The organism is Verrucomicrobiia bacterium (assembly GCA_035629175.1).
In the GTDB taxonomy this organism is placed as follows: domain Bacteria; phylum Verrucomicrobiota; class Verrucomicrobiia; order Limisphaerales; family DASXHY01; genus DASXHY01.
In genome coordinates, this window is record DASPIL010000067.1 from 135,991 (window position 1) to 155,694 (window position 19,704).

Genomic DNA, 19,704 nt, shown 5'->3' on the forward strand with positions numbered 1-19,704 from the left:
CTCCTGCAACATCCGAGTTTTTACTCGAGGTGAAATACCTCTTCCATTGCGGCCCACCATTCGTCCTTTGAGCGATCTTCCAACGGTTTCTGGCACGGAATGCATACCGACCACCAGCGCTGTGTTGCTGGATCGGCCGCCATGCTTGCCATGTCGGCCGCGAAGTCCGTTCCGGTGTATTCGAAATAACTGAAGAGGTAGTGCTCTCCGTCGGGAAGCCGGCGCAGGAAGATGGAATAGTTGCGGATGTTGCACTGCTTGATCATGCGCAGGACGTCCGGCCACACTGCTGCGTGGAGTTGTTTATATTCCTCGAGTTTCTCGGCGCGAACGCCAATAACTGATCCGTAGCGTTTCATAAAAAGTCGTTCCGCACCTGCCGATCGCGTTCGGTTGCGATGAATAATTTTGCTGCTGCCTGATCCCCGCCCGCTTTCGCAGCCTTGTCGCCGATGTGGTTGCCGTATGTGAGAAGCAACACCGACGCGGTCAAGACCAGCAGTGCTGCTAAAATCGTCGCGTGCGTCAGGCGCCGGCATTGCTTCCATTCGCGCAGAACCACCCCCACAAGATTGCTGAACAGCACAAGCATGATCATGTGCAGCGCCCAGCTCGTGAATTCATAGTTGCCCATCCGCACGTGACCCAGGTTGTAGAAGAAAAATTGGCCATACCAGAACAGGCCAGTGATTGCGGCCATCACGAAGTTGACGGGCAACGACGCCTTTTCAGTTCCCGCAGGCAGCTCAACCAATTCGCCAAGGGTCTTATGCTTGCGATGCAAATAGAGGCAATAAATCGCAGTCGTGATGAAGGCGCCGGTATTCGAAAAAATATAAACGACGTTCCCTTGCCAGACACCCGCGCCGTGATCCGCCGCTACTTGCGCGATCGGTTTGCCTGCGTCGAGAGCAAACCCATAAACCGCCGACAAAACGCCAGCCAGCAACGAGAGCGCCAGCCCCTTTCCGAGTGAGAAGTCGCCTTTGTTCTTCTGTCGCGTCAGATCGGTTTCCTTCAGCCGTCCTGCGAACCCTGTCATCGCGATTCCCACAATTCCAACGAGGATTCCGACAATCACCCACTGTGCGCCCGGTTTGCTAAGTGTTCCGCCCAGGGTGCCGTGAACCATCGGGGGAATCAGCGTGCCGAGGACCGCCGACAACCCGACCGCGATGGCATACGTGAGGGAAAATCCAATGTGCCGAATCGCCACGCCAAACGCAGTGCCGCCTATCCCGTAAGCCGCCCCGAGCAAGAACGATCGCACCATCGCATCGCGAGGTGCTGCCTGCAGGACATCCCACAGATGCGGGATCGTTGCCATCGCTCCGAGGATCGGCAGCAGAAACCAGCAGAACGCCGCCTGCGTCAGCCAGTATGTCTGCCACGACCAGCGGCGCACGCGTTTTTGCGGCGTGTAACACGTTGCGGCAAACAATGCGCCAATTGCATGCATCGCAATGCCCAGGAGCGGATTGGAGGCGACAGTATTCACGATTCTTCAACGACGGGGTTGGTCAGGGTGCCGATGGCTTCCACCTCAACACTGACCTGGTCTCCTGGCTGGAGCCAGCGCTGCGGGTTGCGGGCCATGCCGACGCCGTGAGGCGTTCCTGTCAAAATCACGGTTCCTGCGAGCAGCGTCGTGCTTCCACTGAGGAACTCGATCAGCGTCGGAACGTCAAAGATCATGTCGTTCGTGTTCCAATCCTGCAGCGTTTCACCGTTTACAACGGTCCGCAGCTGCAGGCTGTTGGGAATCGGAATTTCGTCCGCGGTAACAAGGGACGGACCGAGAGGGCAGAAGGTGTCGAATGTTTTTCCACGACACCATTGGCCGCCGCCGAATTGCTTCTGCCAGTCGCGCGCGCTCACGTCGTTTGCACAGGTGTAACCCAGGACGTGTTCCAGGGCGCGTGCGCGTGAAATATTTCTGCCGGGTTTTCCGATGACCACCGCGAGCTCACATTCGTAATCCACTTCGTTGCTGCGCAGATGCCGCGGAAGCCGAATCGGGTCGCCCGGATTCTGCAGCGCGCCCGGCGACTTCATGAACAACACGGGGAACTGCGGGATCTTTGCGCCCGTTTCATTCGCGTGGTGGCGATAGTTCAATCCGATGCACAGGATCGATGTCGGAACCAAAGGGGCGAGGAGTTTCGAGACGTCGGCTTTTGTTGACGTTGTCTTAAGGCTGCCAAACAGGTCGCCCTCGAGTTTCAGCGCGGAACCGTCCGGTTGTTGAGCGGCATGACCGATGTTTCCGTCACGATCCTGGTATCGAATAATTCTCATTTGGGATTCACCTTCTTCAATTCAATTCCGCCGTGTTGATTTGATTCGTAACACGCTTCTACAAGCCGCATGGTTTCCAGTGCGTCGCTCACGGGCGAAACCAGCGCGGCATCTTCGCCAGCCGCGAACCGCTGCACGTTCGACATTACGCCGATGAACGCGTCAGGAAACCAGCGCCCTTCGAGCGGGATGCCAGTCCATTGCGGGAACGAGCGTCCGATCACTTCGAGCCGATCCGCCACGCCGCGCGGGTAATCGAGCAGCAGCCCGAGCGTTGCAATGGCACAGCCTTCCGTGCCTTCCACGCGTATGCTCGCGGCCATGTGCTGCAAACCGAATCGATGACAATGGTTCACCGAAAGGCAGCAGCGTTTCCATTCGCCGTAATCCAGGATGATGCTGGAGCGGACGCTGGCCAGGTTTGGAAAGCGCGGATGCTTCACAGTCCGGGCAAACACCCGCCCGGGATCACCGAGGAACAGGCGGATCAAATCCAGGTGATGCACGGTATGCACAAGAATCTCAACCCGCGATTCCTTCGCAAGAAACGGGAACAGGTCCCAAGGGGTTTCCAGGTTCAAGTGAACTTCCACGTCGACCAGTTCTCCAAGTTCCTGGCGTTGAACCAGGTCTCGCATTGCGAGCATGTACGGCGCGAATCGAAGTTGAAAGTTCACGGCCGCCTTCAGCCGCTTCCGCTGGCAGAGATCCACGATACGCTGCGCTTCGGCAAGGTTTCGGCCCATCGGCTTTTGAATGACAACCACGGATTCGTCGGGAAGTTCGCTGAGCGCGGATTCATGCGCGCCGGGAGGGGTTGCCAAATCGAAAACTGCGTCCGGAATATTCGTCGCTTCCTTGAAGGAATCGAATACCCGCACCCCAGACTCCTGCGCGCGTTCCCGTGCCGCCGCGGCATTCACATCATAAATTCCCGCCACAGGAAAACCGGCTTTGCGATACGCAGGCAGATGCGCGTCGCGCACAATTCCGCCAGCCCCGATCAGCACAATCGGCCGCAGGCGAGCCGGCGCCGGCCATGCCTGCTGCAGATCGTGCGGAGCCAATGGTGTCATGGATTCAAACGATAAATGCGCTCCGCGTTGCGATGGAAGAACTGTTCGCATCGCGCGACGCTTTCCGCGCCGAGGATTTCCCGGATGATCTCAACCCAGCGGCAAAGGTTGGCAGTCAGGTTGCAAACGGGCCAGTCGCCGCCGAACAGCACGCGATCCCATCCAAAACAATCGATGCAATGCTCCACATACGGGCGGATTGCTTCGACAGTCACTTGCGCAGGATCGCAATACGCGGCTACACCCGAGACCTTGCACGCCAGGTTGGGAAATGCCGCAATCCTGCGGATGGATTCGCGCCATGCGTCCATTTCGTGTCCCTTGATGTTCGGAACGCCGCAATGGTCCAAAATGAATTGAACGTCCCCGGCATTTCCCAGCAAGCGGCTTGCGCGGGGAAGCTGGCGCGGCAGCAGGCAGAGATCGAAGGTCAGGTGGTAACGCGCAAGTGTTTCGATATTCGCGATGAACCGGGAATCTTCGCAGAGGCTGTCGGGTTGCGTATGCAGCACGCGCCGAAATCCTTTTAACCTCGGATGCATGACTCGATTCACCTGCGCTTCAAAGTCCCCGCGCTCCGGCCTGGCTGCGGCAATGACTCCGATGATGTTCGATGCAGAATCGTCGGCAAGGTCCAGGAAGAACCTCGCTTCTTCCTCCATCTGGGATTCGTCAACATCCACCTCCATGAACAGCGTCTGCTCAATTCCCGTGTTCTGCGCAGCAGCGCGGTATTCCTGCAATCCAAACCGAGCGCCGCTGAGAGGCGGGACATCCTTCAACCATGGATAACGGAATCGATCTGGATAAAGGAGGTGCTGGTGGGTGTCGATCACCTTCATAGCCCAAACTCTGCTTTGATCTGATCGTTGTGCTGGCCGATGCGCGGAGAGCCAAGTGACGAGTAAAAGCGTTCGCCATCGATGCGGATGGGACAACGCGACGTGCGCACTTCAGAGCCGCCTGGCAATGTGACTGTCTGTTCCCAGCCCAGCACGCGATACGCTTCCTCGGATCGCAGTCGCGACCACGTCAAGACTTCCGCGCACCAGTAATCCGCTGCGCGCAAACGCTCAAGGCACCAGGCAACAGGTTTGGCTGCAAGGTGTTCCCGCAGCTTGGCTTTGATTACATCGCGCTGGCTAAACCACGTTTTGGGATCCTGATACTCCTGCAATGCGGCGCATTCCAGGAGTTCACCGAGCCGTGTGACAGATCCCATCGCGAGCGCCATCCAACTGTCCGCAGTTTGGTAGATTCCATAAGGCGCCCCGAGATACGCGTGCCCGTTTCGAACAGCGCTGCGCCTGGGTTCATGACCGCCGTCATTCAGGTGCGTTGAGAACACTTCGAACTGCAGGTCGAGAATGGATTCAAGAAGGCTCACTTCCACGAGCCCGCCTTCGCCCGTGATCCCGCGGCGCACCAGGCACGCAAGCACGCCCTGAACGAGATGCGCGCTCGCCGCGAGATCCGCAACAGCAAGGCCCATCGGCACAGGGCCCTGTGCTGCGTCGCCGCTCAGCCACGCGAGTCCGGAAACGGATTGCGCAAGCAGATCCTGCCCCGGCAAATCCACCCAGGGACCTTCCGTTCCATAACCCGTCACGCGGCCGTATACGGCGCGGGGGTTGATCCTGCGCACGTCTTCATATTCCAATCCGATCCGTGCCATCACGCCGGGGCGGAAGTTTTGCAGGACGACATCCGCCTTCTTTAACAGCGATTTGATTTCGGCAAGGTGCGCCGGGTTTTTCAGGTCAGCCGCATAGCTCTGCTTGTTTCGATTGATGGAATGAAACAACGTGCTGTCACCTTCGATTCCAAGGTTTGAAATATACAACTGGCGGCAGAGATCTCCGCTTCCAGGCCGTTCAATTTTGATGACGCGCGCGCCGAGATCCGCCATGCGCAACGCGGCGGCGGGCCCTGCAAGGAACTGGCTGAAGTCGAGAACGAGAATTCCTTCCAGCGGCTTCATAAGGCTCCGCACGCTTCCACGAGCACGCGCAACTTGGCGCGCGTAATCTCCAAGGGCACATGCCCGAACCCGCATTCGCTCGTGAGAATCAGGCGCTCGCGCGGAAAATGCCGCAGGGCGGGTTCAACGCGTTTTCGAATGACATCCACTGTTTCAATGGCATCGCTGCGCTGGTCAATCACGCCGAGCGCGAGGTCGCCCTTGAAATGCCAGAGCTTCCACAAGTCCATCAGGTCGTAGCTGAGCGTGCAGTGTTCCAGAGAGACTTCATCAATGCGCGCGCGCGTGAACGCAGGCACAAGGTCGGTGTATTTGGTGAAGTACACGCGCTTGCGCCGCGGATTTCCGCCGCACACATGCAGGCCGGCGCGCACTTTCGGCAGCGATTCAATCAACTCATTCAGGATGCCTGCCGCCCATTCGCTTTGTTCCGGCGCTTCGGTCCACATCGGTTCGTCGAACTGAATGAACTGGCAGCCCGCCTCGATCACCGCCCGCAGTTCTTCCCCAAGCACCTTCGCATACGCGCGGCACAGCGCCTGTTCATCAGGATACAGGTCCGGCCGCTCGTTCACGCTGAACCGCGTGAGCACATGCGGGCCAGTGACGGTTTGCTTTACCTGCACGTGCTTCGGCGCCACTTCGCGGGCGATCTTCCAATTGCGTGCCAGGTTGAATTTCGGGTTTTTGATTTCGCCGACCACGCGGGCGCATTCGATCCCAAACCCCGCATTGCCAAATGTTTTCCTTGGCATGTTCTCCATGGAAATGCCGTCCAGCCGCTTCTGGTAAAAGTAATACATGTTCTCGCGGTACGCCTCGCCGTCCGTGATGACGTCAAGCCCGAGATCGGACTGATCCTTCGCCGCCCAGCGGATGAGGCCGGCGATCTCGGATTCACTGAGCGTCGGTTTCTTGAGCGTGTCTTCAACCTGGCTGGGACGCGGGTAACTGCCGACAACGGTGTTGCGGAATCGATTCATAAATTAAACGGGTGGCAGGCCATTCGCCGCGCGAGCTTCATTGATGTGCGCGCGAATGCCGTCGCGCAACGGGCGCGGTGAAAATCCAATTTCCTGTTCCAGCCTGCGGCCGCTCATGCGATCGATCAATGGCGTTGTGGGCTTGGATTCATCGAATTGAATCTCCGCACCCGGCAGCCATTCCCGAACGCGCTCTGCGAGCTCGGCGGCCGTGACAGATTCGCCGCCGTTGTTGTAGGCGAAGTGCAACAACTGCGGCTTCAGCGCCAGCCGAACCAATTGTTCAGCGCAATCGTCCACGTAAATCCAGCAATCGCGCGTGTGCGACGGAAAGGGAAGCTTCACGGGTTTGCCGAGTGCCGGCAGCGTGGCAAAATCCTCCGCCCAGAGAACCGACCCGCGCTTGCGGCCGTAACCGAAGACCACGGGCGGACGCGTGCACGCGATGCTGACGCCATGCTTCTGCACGTATTTCTGCGCCATGAATTCGTTAAGGGTTTTCATGACGCCATACGTAAAGAAGTGATCCGCTGGCCCGCAGAAATCCTCCTCCACGACATCGCGCCCGGCATAGGGCGCCTGCGACGCGCCATACACGGTTTCGCTGCTTGCGAAAACGAGGCGCGCCAGTTTTTGGCGGACGGCGGTTTCGAACAAATTGATCATTCCCAGGATGTTCACGCTCGCGCCGAGGTGTGGATTGGCCTCCACCTCCGCGCTCATCAGGTATGCCAGGTGAATGACGTGGGAGATGCCGGGATGCTGCTCAAAAACGGCGCGAACCGAGCTGGCGTCGGACACGTCGAGCGTGGCCAGTTCCGCGCCGGCAACCCGCGGGAGAACGTGCTGGTCCAGCTGGCAGTCTCCGATCACCACCGGGAGGTTGCGGTCGAGGAGGTTGCGCACGACGCGCCAGCCAATGAAACCAGTGCCGCCAGTAACCAGAAATTTCACGCCAAGTCCGGGAAACAGTTGATGGCGGCAGGCAAGAGCATTGGACGCACCGAGTCAAAACCAAACTGCGGGGGTGGCAGAACTCAAAAGTGAAATGGCAGAATTGGAAGTGAGAAAGAGCAGGGGACTTGCTGTGTCTTGGATCGGGCGACACTCAGATCCTCCTATTGCGCTCGGCTTCGTTTAAGGTTCCTTCCACCGGGCTGGAAGCCCGGTTCCACGGCAGGCAAGGATCCCTGCCGCCACGGGAGGCGCGCATCCGAGAAAAGTTGCCGCAGAAATTGCAAATTGACCCATTCCGGACGCATTGCTAGCTTGCGCGTCCCCGTACAACCGGGCTTTTATGCGACACACAATTTCAGTTCTGGTGGAAAACAAATTCGGCGTGCTCACGCGCGTCGCCGGATTGTTCAGCGGCCGCGGGTATAACATCGATTCGCTGAATGTCGCCCCCACACACGATGCCACCGCTTCGCGGATGACGATTGTCACGCATGGCGACGAAGCCACGCTCGAACAGATCGTGAAGCAACTGAATCGCCTTCCCGATGTCATCAAGATCCAGGATTTTCGCGAAGGCGAGTATGTGGATCGCGAACTTGTGCTGGTCAAAGTCTCTGTGGATTCCAAGAGCCGCGCTGAAGTCATGCAGGTCACGGATATTTTCCGCGCGAAGATCGTCGATGTTCAGCAGAAGACGTTGACCATTGAAATCACGGGTGACGAAAGCAAGATCGGCAAGTTCCTGGAACTGATGGCAACCTTCGGGATTGTCGATCTCACCCGGACTGGCAAGGCGGCGATGTCGCGGAAATAGCTGCCGCTGCCGGGCAAACCTTGCGGTTCATTCAACCCTAAATTCAACTTCCAATTCTTTTATGGCAAAAGTCTATACCGACAAAGACGCTGATCTGGGCGTCCTTAAAAACAAAACGCTCGCGGTCCTCGGCTTCGGCTCCCAGGGGCACGCCCACGCGCTCAACCTCAAGGAAAGCGGACTGAAGGTCATCATCGGCCTTTACGAAGGCAGCAAGTCGATTCCCGTCGCAAAAGACAAGGGCTTCGAAGTGTTCACCACCGCTGAAGCTGTGCGGCGCGCCGATGTCATCATGGTGGCGCTTCCTGACACGAAGCAGCCTGCTGCTTACAAGAAGGACATCGAGCCGAATCTGACGAAGGGCAAGACGCTGCTCTTCTCGCACGGGTTTTCCATTCATTTCAAGACGATCGTCCCCCCGAACAATGTCAATGTGATCATGGTTGCGCCCAAGGGCCCCGGCCACATTGTGCGGCGCCAATACACCGAAGGCAAAGGCGTGCCCAGCCTGATCGCGGTGTACCAGAATCCAGGCAAGGACGCGAAGAAGATCGCGCTCGCATGGGCCAAGGGTATCGGCGGCACCCGCGCGGGTGTCATCGAGACGAACTTCAAGGAGGAGACGGAAACGGATCTGTTCGGCGAGCAGACTGTGCTCTGCGGCGGCGCCAGCGCGCTGGTGCAGGCCGGGTTCGAGACATTGGTCGAGGCGGGTTACTCGCCCGAGATGGCCTATTTCGAATGCCTGCACGAGCTGAAGCTGATTGTCGATCTCATGAATGAGGCGGGCATCAGCGGCATGCGCTTTTCCATCTCCGAAACGGCCAAGTGGGGCGACATCTCCGTCGGGCCGAAGATCATTGACGCCAGCGTGAAGAAGCGGATGAAGGCGGCATTGAAGGACATCCAATCTGGCAAGTTCGCCAAGGATTGGGTGAAGGAATATGAGGGCGGCTACAAGAAATACAATGCGCTGCTGAAAAAGGGCGAGCAGCATCCGATCGAAAAGACCGGTTCCAAACTTCGGGCAATGATGCCTTGGATGCAGAAGCGATCCATCAAGGGAGCCCAGGCCGCATACTGATCGATCAACACGATTATCCAAGCCGCCGGCAACTGGCGGCTTTTTTTGTGCCTGCGCCGCATATCGCAGTGCCCAGTGCTACTGCGGAGGTTGGACAGGTTTCCTTCCCGCTCGACGTTGCTGAGCAGCCGTCCTGGAAGCTGTCGATAAGCAAGTCAGGCAACTTGCGCCACGAATCGTAACCAAAACTTCCCCGTGGTGTTTGAAAACCAGCTGCGATATTTTCGGGCACATGCACGGAGCGCCATCAGTTGCCTGCCTTCTGGGTTTCGGCCTCGCCATTTCAGGCGTTCAGGCGTGCATGGCCGCGACTGGAAGCGGTCCTTACCAGGCCATTGTTGAGAGAAACGTGTTCGGATTGAAGCCGCCGCCGGCTCCCGTCGCCGAGGCGCCGCCACCCGCGCCGCCGTTGAAGATAACGCTCACCGGCATCACAACGATTCTCGGCAACAAACGCGCACTGATGAGCGTTGCGGTGCCGAACAAGCCGCCGGAAACGTACATGCTCACGGAAGGACAACGGCAGGGCGAAATCGAAGTGCTCTCCATTGACGAACGTGGGGGAGCGGTCCTTGTTAAAAATCATGGCATTGAGCAGACGCTTGATTTTAAAACCGACGGCGCCAAGGCCCAGCCGCCGCCCGTAATTCCCGGGATGATTCCGCCGCCGAACCGTCCTGCCAATCCCATGCCATTGCCTCTTCCCGGAACGCCCCAGCAGCCGGGCGGGGTGCCTCAACTTCCGCAACCCAACGCCAATGCAAACCCCGGTTTGCCTTCGCGCCAGTTGCCAATGCCCATGCGTTCCCTGCGCGTTCCCGCAGGTTCGGAAGCAACACCGGCGATACCGCCAGCACCACCTCAGCCGGACCAATAAACAGGAGCGGGTTAGCCGATCGTCATCAGGATTTCAGTGCTCGGGTTCGCCTTCATTGCGAATCAATCCGCGTGTCTGACGCTCCACCAGCGTCGAATAATAGCCACCCACCCGCATCAGTTGTTCGTGGGTTCCTGATTCCGCAATCCGGCCTGCCTTCAGAACGATGATGCGATCGGCATGAACCACCGTGGCGAGTCGATGCGCGATCACAAACGTGGTGCGGCCTTTCATCAACCGATCCAGCGCCTCCTGAACCAATGCCTCAGATTCGGCATCGAGCGACGATGTGGCTTCGTCCAGAACCAGGATCGGCGGGTTCTTCAGCAGTGCGCGCGCGATCGCCACGCGCTGTCGTTCTCCCACGGACATCCGGCTGCCCCGCTCGCCCACCATTGTTTCGAATTTTTCCGGCATTTGTGAAATGAACCCGTAAGCGTTTGCGGCCCGGGCGGCCTCTTCGACGTCGGCGGGTGACGCCTCTGGCCGGCCGTACGCGATGTTGTTGCGAATGGTGTCGTTGAACAGCAGCGGATCCTGCAGCACCGTGCCGATATTCCGGCGAAGCGAACGCTGTTTTACTGAACGGATATCGTGTCCGTCGATGCGCACCACTCCTTCCTGTGGATCGTAGAAACGCATCAGCAAGGCCATCAGCGTCGTCTTCCCGGACCCGCTTGGTCCAACGATTGCCAGGGTTTGGCCGGGCGGCACCTCGAGGTCGACTCCATCCAGGATGGGCCGGTCGCGTTCTTCGTAATGGAACTTCAAACCCGAGAAATGAACGTGTCCCTTCACCTGTTTCAGTTCCACGGCGTTCGGCGCGTCCCCTAGCAGGTCCTGCACATCGAGAATGGAAAAAATTTCGTCGAGCGACACGTAAGCCTTCTGAATTGTTTGATAAATTCCCGTCAACCCCTGAACGGGTCCAAAGAGCCCGCCGACGTATCCGAGAAAGGCAATCAGGGTGCCTACGCTGATGCTGCCCTTGATGATAAAAAGGCCGCCGAGCGCGATCGCCGCGATGCGGGCAAAGGTGACGACGAGATTTGTCGCTGCACCAAGGCCGGTGTCGATGCCCACGCCGCGGATCACGATTTTGTTCGCTGCGTTTACGTCCTTCAGGAAGCGCCGTTTCTCGACGTCTTCCATTGCGAAGCTTCGCACCGTCACGATCCCCGAAAGCACTTCGTTGAACCGCGAATAAATTTTGGACCATTGATCGAGAAGCTCCCGCTCCCGCCGGGTTTGCTCAGGTCCGGCCAGCGCGGCAATGATGGCGGGCAACGGGACGAAGCAGATCACGATGACGGCGAGTTTCCAGTTCAGGCTGAACATCACGGTGATGGCGATGGCGAGATATAATACCGCGGGAAAAACGTTGAACAGGATCTGTGTGATCCCGTTGATGAAACCTTGGATGCCGCGATCCAACCGCGTCATGATCGCGCCCACACCTTCAGCTCGATGAAAGCTGAGGGGCATTCGATGCAGCCGCTCGACGGTGTTTTCCAGGAGTGTGTAATGAATCCCGAGGCGCGCGCGCCATGTGAGCCAGCTTGTGAACGCGCTGGCGATCTCGCGGAAGATTCCAATGCCAATCAGGAGAGCAATGCCATACAGCAGGACCTCCGTGGATGTCCCCGGCATGACGTTGTCGAAGATGAACTTGAGGACGAGGGGCTCGGCAGCGTTGATGCCTGCGAGCCCGAGCGTGATGCCGAAGATGATCGCGACCGAGCGGCGGAACGGCAGCGCGAACTTTAGCGCCCGCCGCAGCCTTTTCCGCGGGCGCGGGGGTAAACCAGTTGGCGAGGAATCGTCTCGTGACACACGATACAGCCTCGTCGCTTGGGAAGGGCGAGGCAGGGGGGCAGGATCCTAGCGGGAAGATGTCCGCGGACTGGCGGTCTTTTTTGCCGTGGGCGCGGCCTTGCGGCGAGTTGCGGGCTTGGGACGCCGGGTTGTTGCAGGCAGCGCGCTGCGGGAACGGCGTGGCGCTACGCTGCTGCGCGTGCGCGCATTCGATCGGGTTGCTGATCGGGGTTTCATACGGCGGAACGTCGCGAAACCGGATTACACAGGCAATAGGGTATACGCCGAAATCATCGAGACGCGGCTGCGTTCGTTTGTGCAGGGGAAAGGCTACTGCAATCGCGTGCGAAGAAAGGTGCGTTCGGCTGCGTTTTGGGAAAGGCTGAAGGACAGATGATCCGCGCTCGCAGCATTCGTTTGGATCGCCATCCACTCGAGCAGGTTGTCCGACCCTTCAAGCACGTAAGTCTCGCCTTCCTCTGCAGAAAATTGCAGGACCAGCATTCCGCCGATGGGCTTCGCCTCTCCAATCGAATCGTCCCGCAGCAAGGGCAACAGCGCTGACGGAAGAGCTTCCATCGCGGCATCGGACGGCGTGGCGGGCGGGAAGAATGGCGCCAGCCACGGTGATTGATCGCTGAGCGTCGGGATCGAGAGCAGATCCCCAGCCTTGCGAAAGTATCCACCCGGGAGGGATGCGCGTGCGGAGGCGATCGCATCCGCAACGGCCATTGCGGGTGCCTCGTTTGAGTGGACAACAATCAGTGCCTCAGGTTCGGAGTTGGTGATGACAACCAGCCCGTGCATCAAACCACGCCAGCGCTCAGGATTCGGTTCGTTGATGGAGAATCGATCGCGTGCGGAGTTGGTTCGCAGCATTGGCGCCAGGACGTTGACGAGGGTTCGATCTCGAACGGGAATCGTCTGCATGGCGTCGGACCAATCAACATTGCCAGTCCACAACATCCAGTACCATTTGGCGGCCGCGTCGAGCGAAATGCCCTCCTCGGATTTCAGGTAAATCGTTTGCCAGGGCGTGCCCCGATGGATTTGGCCGAGGTTCGCCAGGCTCAAAGGTTCGCCTTTCGGGAAGTTCCAATCGTTGGCCGACCAAACACGTGAATCCTGGAGTCTGTAATCCTGCGAATCGGGAACGGGTTTTTGCGGCTGGCCTCCCCACGGACTGTAACGCCCGCTGAGTTGATTCAAAAGATACGCGGAGGAAAAGGACCGTGTGGCAGGCTTGATGTCCAGGTTCGTGTAAGCCTCTGCCAGGTTTGTCAGGTCGTGAAAGGTATAATGCACGAGCGGATCATTGGCTTCCCAAACGATGACTCCCGCCAGTTGTCGCATCGGGGCGAATGGAGCTTCCATGACGAGGTTGGTGGGATTCTGGGCGATGGTGCCCTCAAACGAAGCGGAAGCGCCCAGCATGAATGCCTTGAATCGGGCTATCGCAGCGGCCCGGCTGCCACCGTGTGTTTGCCTGCCGTAAAAGCTCCATTCGGAGTCACTCGATTGCGGCAAGCCCTGTGAGATTCTTAATTGGTAGTTCACGCCCTGCAACCGTGGCGGGTTTGAGCTCCCCACGACATTCGTGTTCCATAAGCCATCAAAGTCCCGCCCATTCGTCCGCAGTTCCTCGCTGAGGTTTCGCTTTAGAGTTGGTCCTGAAAATTGCACGTAATCCAGGATACGCCCTGTTTGCACGTCGCGGATGAACACGCGGACATTCGCCGCGAGGTCGATCTGCAATGAAGGTGAAGTGAGTTCCAGCGGGTCGAAAGATCCACTCCAATCCTGGAACAGATTCGATCCAGTGTTGAACACCTGATTCTGCAACTGAACCATGTTGGTGAACCCCGGGATCACGAATGAATTAGTTCTGGGGGACGACCGGTTTGTGATCCCAGGCCAGCTTTCGAGGGCCTGTGCGAAATCGATTTCCCATTCGCGAGTCGCGGTGTACCCGGCGTTCCGGGAGAGAATCGCCCTTACCCTTCCTTCGGCCCGTGCCTGCACGGCATAGGGAAACGCATGGAGATACGGATTCCACAACTGCACTCCGAACTCGTGGTTGAGGCTGATGATCTCCTGCTGTCCAAAGGTGTAGGTGGAAAACATGGCCTCGCGGGACGGCCGGGACACCTGGACGCGCCGCGTCACCACGAAGATGCTGTTCAACAGGAGTTTGTTAAATCCAGGCAAACCCTTCTTCACGCCGATCACCCAGGGAACTTCATAGAAGTTTCCCGTTGCGGAAAATGGCGTTATTCCGTTCGCGACATCCGCGAGAAGGTTCGGCGTCGAGAGAAAGGCCGGATTTGTGGCGTCGACTTCCTCGTAGCCGCTGATGAAGAGATTCGTTCCTTCTGAAGAAAATGTGGGACGGAAAATCGTCGGATACCAATTGGTTGTCGTGGAATCGTAAAGATTGGCCGTGACCTGCAGCAGCCGATGCACTGACGGCGTGTAATGGTTTGTGGGATAGACCGGAATCCGCTGAAGGTCAATTCCAAGATCGGAGTGTAGCAATCGGCTTGCAACTTTCGTGAAGAAATGAACAGGCGAGTCGGTGGAGAGCGCGGCGGACGCGGGGACGACAAGCAAACTCAGGGTGAGTCCCGACAGGTACGCGATGTAGCGGAGTAGTGGTTGCATGGGGCTGGTCGGCTCCTTCAACGCGGAGAACTGTGGCAGATTCTTCATGGATGACCAGAGGAAAATCCGTGGCAACGGCCGTCTCGCAATCTGCGCGTGGCTGCTTAAAAAATGCGGGACTTCGAGTCTGTCGATTGTTATATCACCGCGCATGGCGAAATACAGAATCGGTGTGATCGGTGGGAGCGGGCTGTATCACATTGACGGGTTCACGAAACAGAAATGGGTGAAGGTGAAAACCCCGTTTGGCGCGACATCCGACGATTTTCTCACAGGCGAACTGTGCGGACGCGAAGTTGTCTTCCTTCCGAGACACGGGCGCGGGCATCGAATCCTGCCCAGTGAGTTGAATCATCGGGCCAATGTTTGGGCGATGAAGAAGCTCGGCGTGGCATGGATCATCAGCGCCAGCGCAGTGGGATCACTCCAGGCCAAGTACAAGCCGTGCGACGTGGTGCTGCCCGGCCAGTTTGTCGACCGGACCAAGCGTGATTTTGAGCACACGTTCTTCGGCCGCGGGATCGTTGCGCACGTGGCGTTCGCGGATCCCGTCTGCACGGAACTGCGACAGTTGCTTCACAAGAGCGCCAGGGCGCTCAAGGCTCGGGTGCACAACGGTGGTACATACGTCAACATGGAAGGCCCGGCTTTCAGCACGCGGGCAGAATCGATCGCCAATCACAAATCGGGTTTCGACGTTATCGGAATGACGAACCTGGGAGAGGCGAAGTGCTCACGCGAGGCGGAGATTGCCTACGCGACAATTGCGATGGTAACGGATTATGACTGCTGGAAGGTGGACGAGGAGCACGTCACGGTGGAGATGATCATTGAGAATCTCCGGAAAAACGCGACGCTTGCGAAGGAAATCATCGCTTCAACCATTCCGCAGATTCCGGCCGAGCCGGCTTGGCCGTGTCACAGCGCGCTGGCAAACGCCATCATGACGGATCGAAAGTGCTGGCCGAAGAAGACGCAGAAGGAATTGAGGCCGCTGCTGGCAAAGTATCTCTAGGGGGCAAACGGCGAACCACCCCGCAAATATCCCCGCAGACAGCCGCGGACGCGGCTGTCTGCGGGTGTGAGTTTTAGATCCGAGCCGATGTGGCGGTCTTCTGCGCCTTCCTCCCCTGCGTCTGGCGCGTGGCCGTCCGTGAATCGGGGGAGGTTCCGATGCTCGCCGTGGTCGCAGCCGGGGCTTGGGTTTGCATCTGGGTGCTGGCGTTGAGCTGGGCTTCAGCTTCGAGCCAGTGTTCCAGATCCCGCCCTTCGGGGCAGCCGCGTTCGACAAATATCTGGTAAGCGCGCGCGGAGATTTCTTCCTGGGTTGGTGTGTTCGGTTTCATTGCGTTCGGTTTGGGCAACTCTCTGGCCATACAATTCAATTAGTTTTTGTTTCGTTAGAAGGATGGGCTACAGCCCCTTCAAAATTCTGTTCAGGTCGCGGGCGTGACGCGATTCGTCTGCCGCCATTTCTTCAAGCTTCACCTTGAGTTCGGTGAGCCCCAGTTGTTCGGCGAGCTTGGCGTGCTTCGTGTAGTTTTCCACGTCTCCAAGCTCCAGCCGAAGGTCCATCTCAAGCATCGGCTTCAGGTCCGTCGTGCGGTCCCATTCCCGTGCCTTCATCTCGGGCTCGCCGCCGAGGTCCGTGATGATATCCGTCAAAAACCTCGCGTGCCCAAGTTCGTCGGGAATTTCCTTTTCCAGGAACTCCCGAAGTTCCATCCCGCGCAACCCGACCGCCTTCGCCGCCTGGTACGTATAACGCATGATCGTCCCCCACTCGGCGGCTAGATCATCGTTCAGGCCCCGGAGCAATTCATCATTGGCTTGCGCTGTTTGATTCATAATAAACACGGGGATTCTCCCCAAAATCGAGTTCGAGCAACCTTTCAAAGCCGGGGCAGCGCAACAATAGGGTAAAGACCTGAGAAATCGTGTTTCCGTGCTTTGCACGAACCGTGTGCCTTGGTACTGTGCCACCCTGTGAATAGTTTCTCGCCTTGGAGTCCCACGGCTGGTCTGGCCGGGCTGTGCTTTGTCGTAACCTTCATTACATCTGCCTTCGCTGCCGAACATCAGTTTCGGATGCCGGCGCCGATGCGGTTTCAAATCGATCATACGGATGCCCTTGCCAACTCGGCTGCGAAGTCCGCGGGACCCCAAACGCTGCGGGCGACGACGGCGGGGTCGACGAACGTGGTGGAACTCGGGGCGCGCGTGGTATTGCAGCTTCGCGAGCCGGCGCAGCTTCGACGATTTCTCGACGGGCGATCGCTCATAGTCAGTCGCACCATCACGACAAACACATTTGTCCTGCAGGCGCCGGACGCACGGACTGCTGTGCGCGAAGCCGAAGCGCTCTCGCGTGTGGAGGGGGTTCAGGCCTGTTACCCCGTATTTCGCCGCTCCTCGGCTTTGCACGGTCCTTACGCGCCGCCGCCGTCTGAAACGGATTACCTTTCGCACTGGCATTTGGAGCACCGCGTCAATGGCCAGCCGAGGGGCAACGACATCAATGTCCGCGCAGCCTGGCCTTTCACCCGCGGCGAAGGAGTCACAGTCGCTGTGGTCGACACCGGCGTTGAATTGGACCATCCCGAACTGCAGGCGGCCGTGTCGAATGGAAGTCATTGGAATTTCGTCATTAACAACCCCAATGGTTTCCCTGTGAATCGGAGTTCCGTGGGTGCGCATGGAACGTCTGTCGCGGGATTGATCGCAGCGAGTCAGAACGACCACCGCACGGTCGGCGTGGCGCCTTCGGCGAAACTCGCGAGTTGGGCCATTTTCGACACGTTCGGCACGCTGGCGAGCGACGAGCAACTGTTCGACATGTATCAGTTCTCATCGAACTCCGTGCATATTCAAAATCACAGCTGGGGTGCGGGAAATGGAAGCATCGGCCAGGACGGACCCGCATTGCTCGAATTGCTTGGAATGGAAAACGCCGCCACGGTCGGACGCAATGGGCTCGGAAGCGTGATTGTGCGATCTGCCGGAAACGATCGGCAGCTGCCGGCGCGGGCGGACGACGATGGTTACGTTTCAAACCCCTTCAGCATCGGAGTTGCCGCCGTCAACGTGGACGGCAAGGTCGCGAGTTATAGCGAACCCGGGGCGTCCGTGCTGGTCGGTGCGCCGAGCGGAGATTTCGAAACCGCTTCTGTTGGACTGTTCACAACTGACTTGCTGGGATCCGCCGGCTCGACACAGCTGAGCTTCTGCCATCCATTGTTTCCGGATTGCCCAACGAAGGACCTGTGGGACTACGCCTTTCAAACCGGGAACTCGGGCGGGTTTAACGGAACATCGGCTGCCGCGCCTCAGATCTCCGGAATTGCTGCATTGATGCTGTCGGCGAACCCTTCCCTCGGTTATCGCGACGTTCAGCAGATCCTTGCGTTATCATCCCGCCATTCGGATCGCACAGATCCAATGCTGCACACGAACGGCGCGGGATTCGTCGTAAGTCCAAACGTAGGATTCGGAATACCGGACGCAGGCATCGCCGTTCGAATCGCGCTGGACTGGACTCCGCGCGGGGAACTGATCACTGAAACCGTTCAGCACTCTGTTCCGGCGCCTGTCCTGGATGACTCTCTTCGGGTGGAGGTGGCAGGCGAGAATCTCGTGACTGGATTGAATTCCATTCGCTGCCTGCCGGGCCTGGGTTTGCATCCGGACGACCCAACCGAATTCCTGGAAATCGTCGACATAGGCCTGGCGGGAACGGTTCCGGCAATCGACCTGACGAATAAGGCCGCGCTGATCCTGCGGGGTGAATTCGATTTCGCCGACAAGATCGCCAACGCAGCCAAGGCGGGCGCGGCTTTCGCGGTGGTTTATAACTATTCAACGAACGTGAATCCCGACCTGGGTGGTGATCGCTTGAACGGTATGGCGGCGACAGATGATTCTCCAATCCCGGCGGTGTTTATTGGACACGGAGACGGGGAACGGTTGCGGGCGTATGCGGAAACGAACGCCACCGCGCGCATGCGGTTGCGGCTGCAAAGCACTGCCACAACCTTGAACGTTGATCGCACGCTGATTTGCGAATACGTCGGGCTGCGCGTTCAGACGGATCATGCCAGGCGCGGGGACTTGCGGATAACGCTGGTTTCGCCGCAGGGAACCCGCAGTGTGCTGCAGGCGTCGGGGTTCGATGCGAGTCCCGGGCCTGTGGATTGGACGTACTGGTCAACGCATCACTTCTTCGAGAGCAGCGCCGGAACCTGGACAGTGTTTGTCACCGATGAAGCCGCGGGCGTGACAGGTTCGGTCACCCACCTGAGCCTTATCATCCGAGGGACTGAGGTCGTGGACACCGATCGTGACGGCCTTGACGACACATTTGAGACAACGCAACTCGCGGGACTGCAGTCTGGACCGCGCGATGATCCCGACGGTGATGGATCGTGGAATGCGCTCGAGCAGGCACTGGGCACGCGGGCTGACATCAAGGCTGATGTCGTGCTGGATCTCTCGTGGTGGGAGCTTGCCGGAACCAAACGAACGCGCCTGACCTGGCCGGGTTCAACGAACCAGATGTTCGAAGTCCTGGGCGGGACGAACGTGTCGTTGATGAACGTCATTTCAAACGTGCCTGCCGCGTTCCTGGAGACGGAGTGGGTGGGGCCACATTACAATGGCGAACCAGCCCAGTTCTTCCGGGTGCGCGGAGTTCAATAACAGGCTGCGTTATTTTCATTGAAGCAAATCCTGAACTTCGGCGTATTATAGGTGTCAATTCACAGACACTATGAAATCGATGCGTATTATCTCCACGGCAATAGCCATGCTCGCCCTCGTTGGCGGGCCGCTTGACAGTGTTGCTGCGGATTCCAAACCGGCGGCCAAGCCTTACAAGCTCGAAACCTGTGCGGTCAGTGACGAGAAACTCGGCGGCATGGGCAAGCCGTTCGTGTTCGAACACAACGGGCAGGAAATCAAGCTCTGCTGCAAAAGCTGCAAGAAGGATTTCGATAAGAACCCCGACAAATTCCTGAAGAAGATGCAGGAAAATGAAAAGAAGGCCGCGGCGAAAGCCAAGGACGACCACGCGGGCCATAATCATTGATGCTTGCTGGCAGGACCAAGCGCAGGCAAATGGAGAACAAGATTGGTTTAGCGCGGGTCCTGGTTTGATGGCATT

The 19,704-nt window shown here is 58.3% G+C and carries 18 protein-coding genes; 6 read left to right on the forward strand and 12 right to left on the reverse strand.

Going from position 1 to position 19,704, the window contains the following annotated elements; genetic code table 11:
- Nucleotides 1–20: 20 nt before the first annotated feature.
- From VEH04_11695 to VEH04_11730, 8 genes are read right to left on the reverse strand one after another with little or no spacing between them, the layout of a single operon-like run.
- Nucleotides 21–359, reverse strand: a complete 339-nt coding sequence (locus VEH04_11695; protein ID HYG23438.1) for an L-rhamnose mutarotase — start codon at nucleotides 357–359, stop codon at nucleotides 21–23.
- Complete coding sequence (locus VEH04_11700; GenBank protein ID HYG23439.1) at nucleotides 356–1,498, reverse strand: L-rhamnose/proton symporter RhaT; 1,143 nt, start codon at nucleotides 1,496–1,498, stop codon at nucleotides 356–358. The genes VEH04_11695 and VEH04_11700 overlap by 4 nt, the downstream gene beginning before the upstream one ends.
- Nucleotides 1,495–2,298 carry a fumarylacetoacetate hydrolase family protein gene (locus VEH04_11705; GenBank protein HYG23440.1) on the reverse strand — a complete coding sequence of 268 codons (804 nt, stop codon included), beginning with the start codon at nucleotides 2,296–2,298 and terminating at the stop codon, nucleotides 1,495–1,497. The genes VEH04_11700 and VEH04_11705 overlap by 4 nt, the downstream gene beginning before the upstream one ends.
- The gene (locus tag VEH04_11710) at nucleotides 2,295–3,374 is read right to left on the reverse strand and encodes a Gfo/Idh/MocA family oxidoreductase (protein HYG23441.1); all 1,080 of its coding nucleotides are present in this window, start codon (nucleotides 3,372–3,374) and stop codon (nucleotides 2,295–2,297) included. Before VEH04_11710 ends, VEH04_11705 begins: the two co-directional genes overlap by 4 nt.
- The gene (locus VEH04_11715; protein HYG23442.1) at nucleotides 3,371–4,216 is read right to left on the reverse strand and encodes an amidohydrolase; all 846 of its coding nucleotides are present in this window, start codon (nucleotides 4,214–4,216) and stop codon (nucleotides 3,371–3,373) included. Before VEH04_11715 ends, VEH04_11710 begins: the two co-directional genes overlap by 4 nt.
- Entirely contained in the window at nucleotides 4,213–5,355 is a 1,143-nt protein-coding gene (locus tag VEH04_11720; GenBank protein HYG23443.1) for a CoA transferase, read from the reverse strand. The genes VEH04_11715 and VEH04_11720 overlap by 4 nt, the downstream gene beginning before the upstream one ends.
- The gene (locus VEH04_11725; GenBank protein HYG23444.1) at nucleotides 5,352–6,338 is read right to left on the reverse strand and encodes a cobalamin-independent methionine synthase II family protein; all 987 of its coding nucleotides are present in this window, start codon (nucleotides 6,336–6,338) and stop codon (nucleotides 5,352–5,354) included. The genes VEH04_11720 and VEH04_11725 overlap by 4 nt, the downstream gene beginning before the upstream one ends.
- Before the next feature lie 3 nt (nucleotides 6,339–6,341).
- Nucleotides 6,342–7,292 (reverse strand): NAD(P)-dependent oxidoreductase, encoded by a 951-nt coding sequence (locus VEH04_11730; protein ID HYG23445.1) that lies wholly within the window; start codon nucleotides 7,290–7,292, stop codon nucleotides 6,342–6,344.
- A 343-nt stretch (nucleotides 7,293–7,635) separates the two neighbouring features.
- On the opposite strand from VEH04_11730, the gene ilvN reads away from it, so the two are divergent.
- The 3 genes from ilvN to VEH04_11745 all read left to right on the forward strand — a co-directional run bounded on the left by ilvN (nucleotide 7,636) and on the right by VEH04_11745 (nucleotide 10,070).
- The gene (gene ilvN / locus VEH04_11735; GenBank protein ID HYG23446.1) at nucleotides 7,636–8,109 is read left to right on the forward strand and encodes an acetolactate synthase small subunit; all 474 of its coding nucleotides are present in this window, start codon (nucleotides 7,636–7,638) and stop codon (nucleotides 8,107–8,109) included.
- Nucleotides 8,063–9,193: a ketol-acid reductoisomerase gene (gene ilvC / locus VEH04_11740; protein HYG23447.1), complete on the forward strand. Its 1,131-nt coding sequence runs from the start codon at nucleotides 8,063–8,065 to the stop codon at nucleotides 9,191–9,193. Before ilvN ends, ilvC begins: the two co-directional genes overlap by 47 nt.
- A 232-nt stretch (nucleotides 9,194–9,425) precedes the next feature.
- Nucleotides 9,426–10,070: a hypothetical protein gene (locus VEH04_11745; GenBank protein ID HYG23448.1), complete on the forward strand. Its 645-nt coding sequence runs from the start codon at nucleotides 9,426–9,428 to the stop codon at nucleotides 10,068–10,070.
- 33 nt (nucleotides 10,071–10,103) lie between these two features.
- Here the strand turns inward: VEH04_11745 and VEH04_11750 are convergent, their stop codons facing one another.
- Nucleotides 10,104–11,903, reverse strand: a complete 1,800-nt coding sequence (locus VEH04_11750) for an ABC transporter ATP-binding protein (protein HYG23449.1) — start codon at nucleotides 11,901–11,903, stop codon at nucleotides 10,104–10,106.
- A gap of 312 nt (nucleotides 11,904–12,215) precedes the next feature.
- Nucleotides 12,216–14,594, reverse strand: coding sequence for a hypothetical protein (locus tag VEH04_11755; GenBank protein HYG23450.1), 2,379 nt, complete (start codon nucleotides 14,592–14,594; stop codon nucleotides 12,216–12,218).
- A 103-nt stretch (nucleotides 14,595–14,697) separates the two neighbouring features.
- On the opposite strand from VEH04_11755, the gene mtnP reads away from it, so the two are divergent.
- Nucleotides 14,698–15,561: an S-methyl-5'-thioadenosine phosphorylase gene (gene mtnP, locus VEH04_11760; GenBank protein HYG23451.1), complete on the forward strand. Its 864-nt coding sequence runs from the start codon at nucleotides 14,698–14,700 to the stop codon at nucleotides 15,559–15,561.
- 73 nt (nucleotides 15,562–15,634) lie between these two features.
- On the opposite strand, the gene VEH04_11765 is transcribed toward mtnP, so the two are convergent.
- Together VEH04_11765 and VEH04_11770 are read right to left on the reverse strand one after the other, a co-directional pair.
- On the reverse strand, nucleotides 15,635–15,922 hold the full coding sequence (locus VEH04_11765; GenBank protein ID HYG23452.1) for a DUF2934 domain-containing protein: 288 nt from the start codon (nucleotides 15,920–15,922) through the stop codon (nucleotides 15,635–15,637).
- A 37-nt stretch (nucleotides 15,923–15,959) separates the two neighbouring features.
- On the reverse strand, nucleotides 15,960–16,394 hold the full coding sequence (locus VEH04_11770) for a ferritin-like domain-containing protein (protein ID HYG23453.1): 435 nt from the start codon (nucleotides 16,392–16,394) through the stop codon (nucleotides 15,960–15,962).
- A gap of 138 nt (nucleotides 16,395–16,532) precedes the next feature.
- Here VEH04_11770 and VEH04_11775 point away from each other — a divergent pair, with 138 nt between their 5' ends.
- Nucleotides 16,533–19,241, forward strand: a complete 2,709-nt coding sequence (locus VEH04_11775; protein ID HYG23454.1) for a S8 family serine peptidase — start codon at nucleotides 16,533–16,535, stop codon at nucleotides 19,239–19,241.
- Between the two features lie 70 nt (nucleotides 19,242–19,311).
- Nucleotides 19,312–19,629, forward strand: a complete 318-nt coding sequence (locus tag VEH04_11780) for a hypothetical protein (protein HYG23455.1) — start codon at nucleotides 19,312–19,314, stop codon at nucleotides 19,627–19,629.
- Nucleotides 19,630–19,704 lie beyond the last annotated feature (75 nt).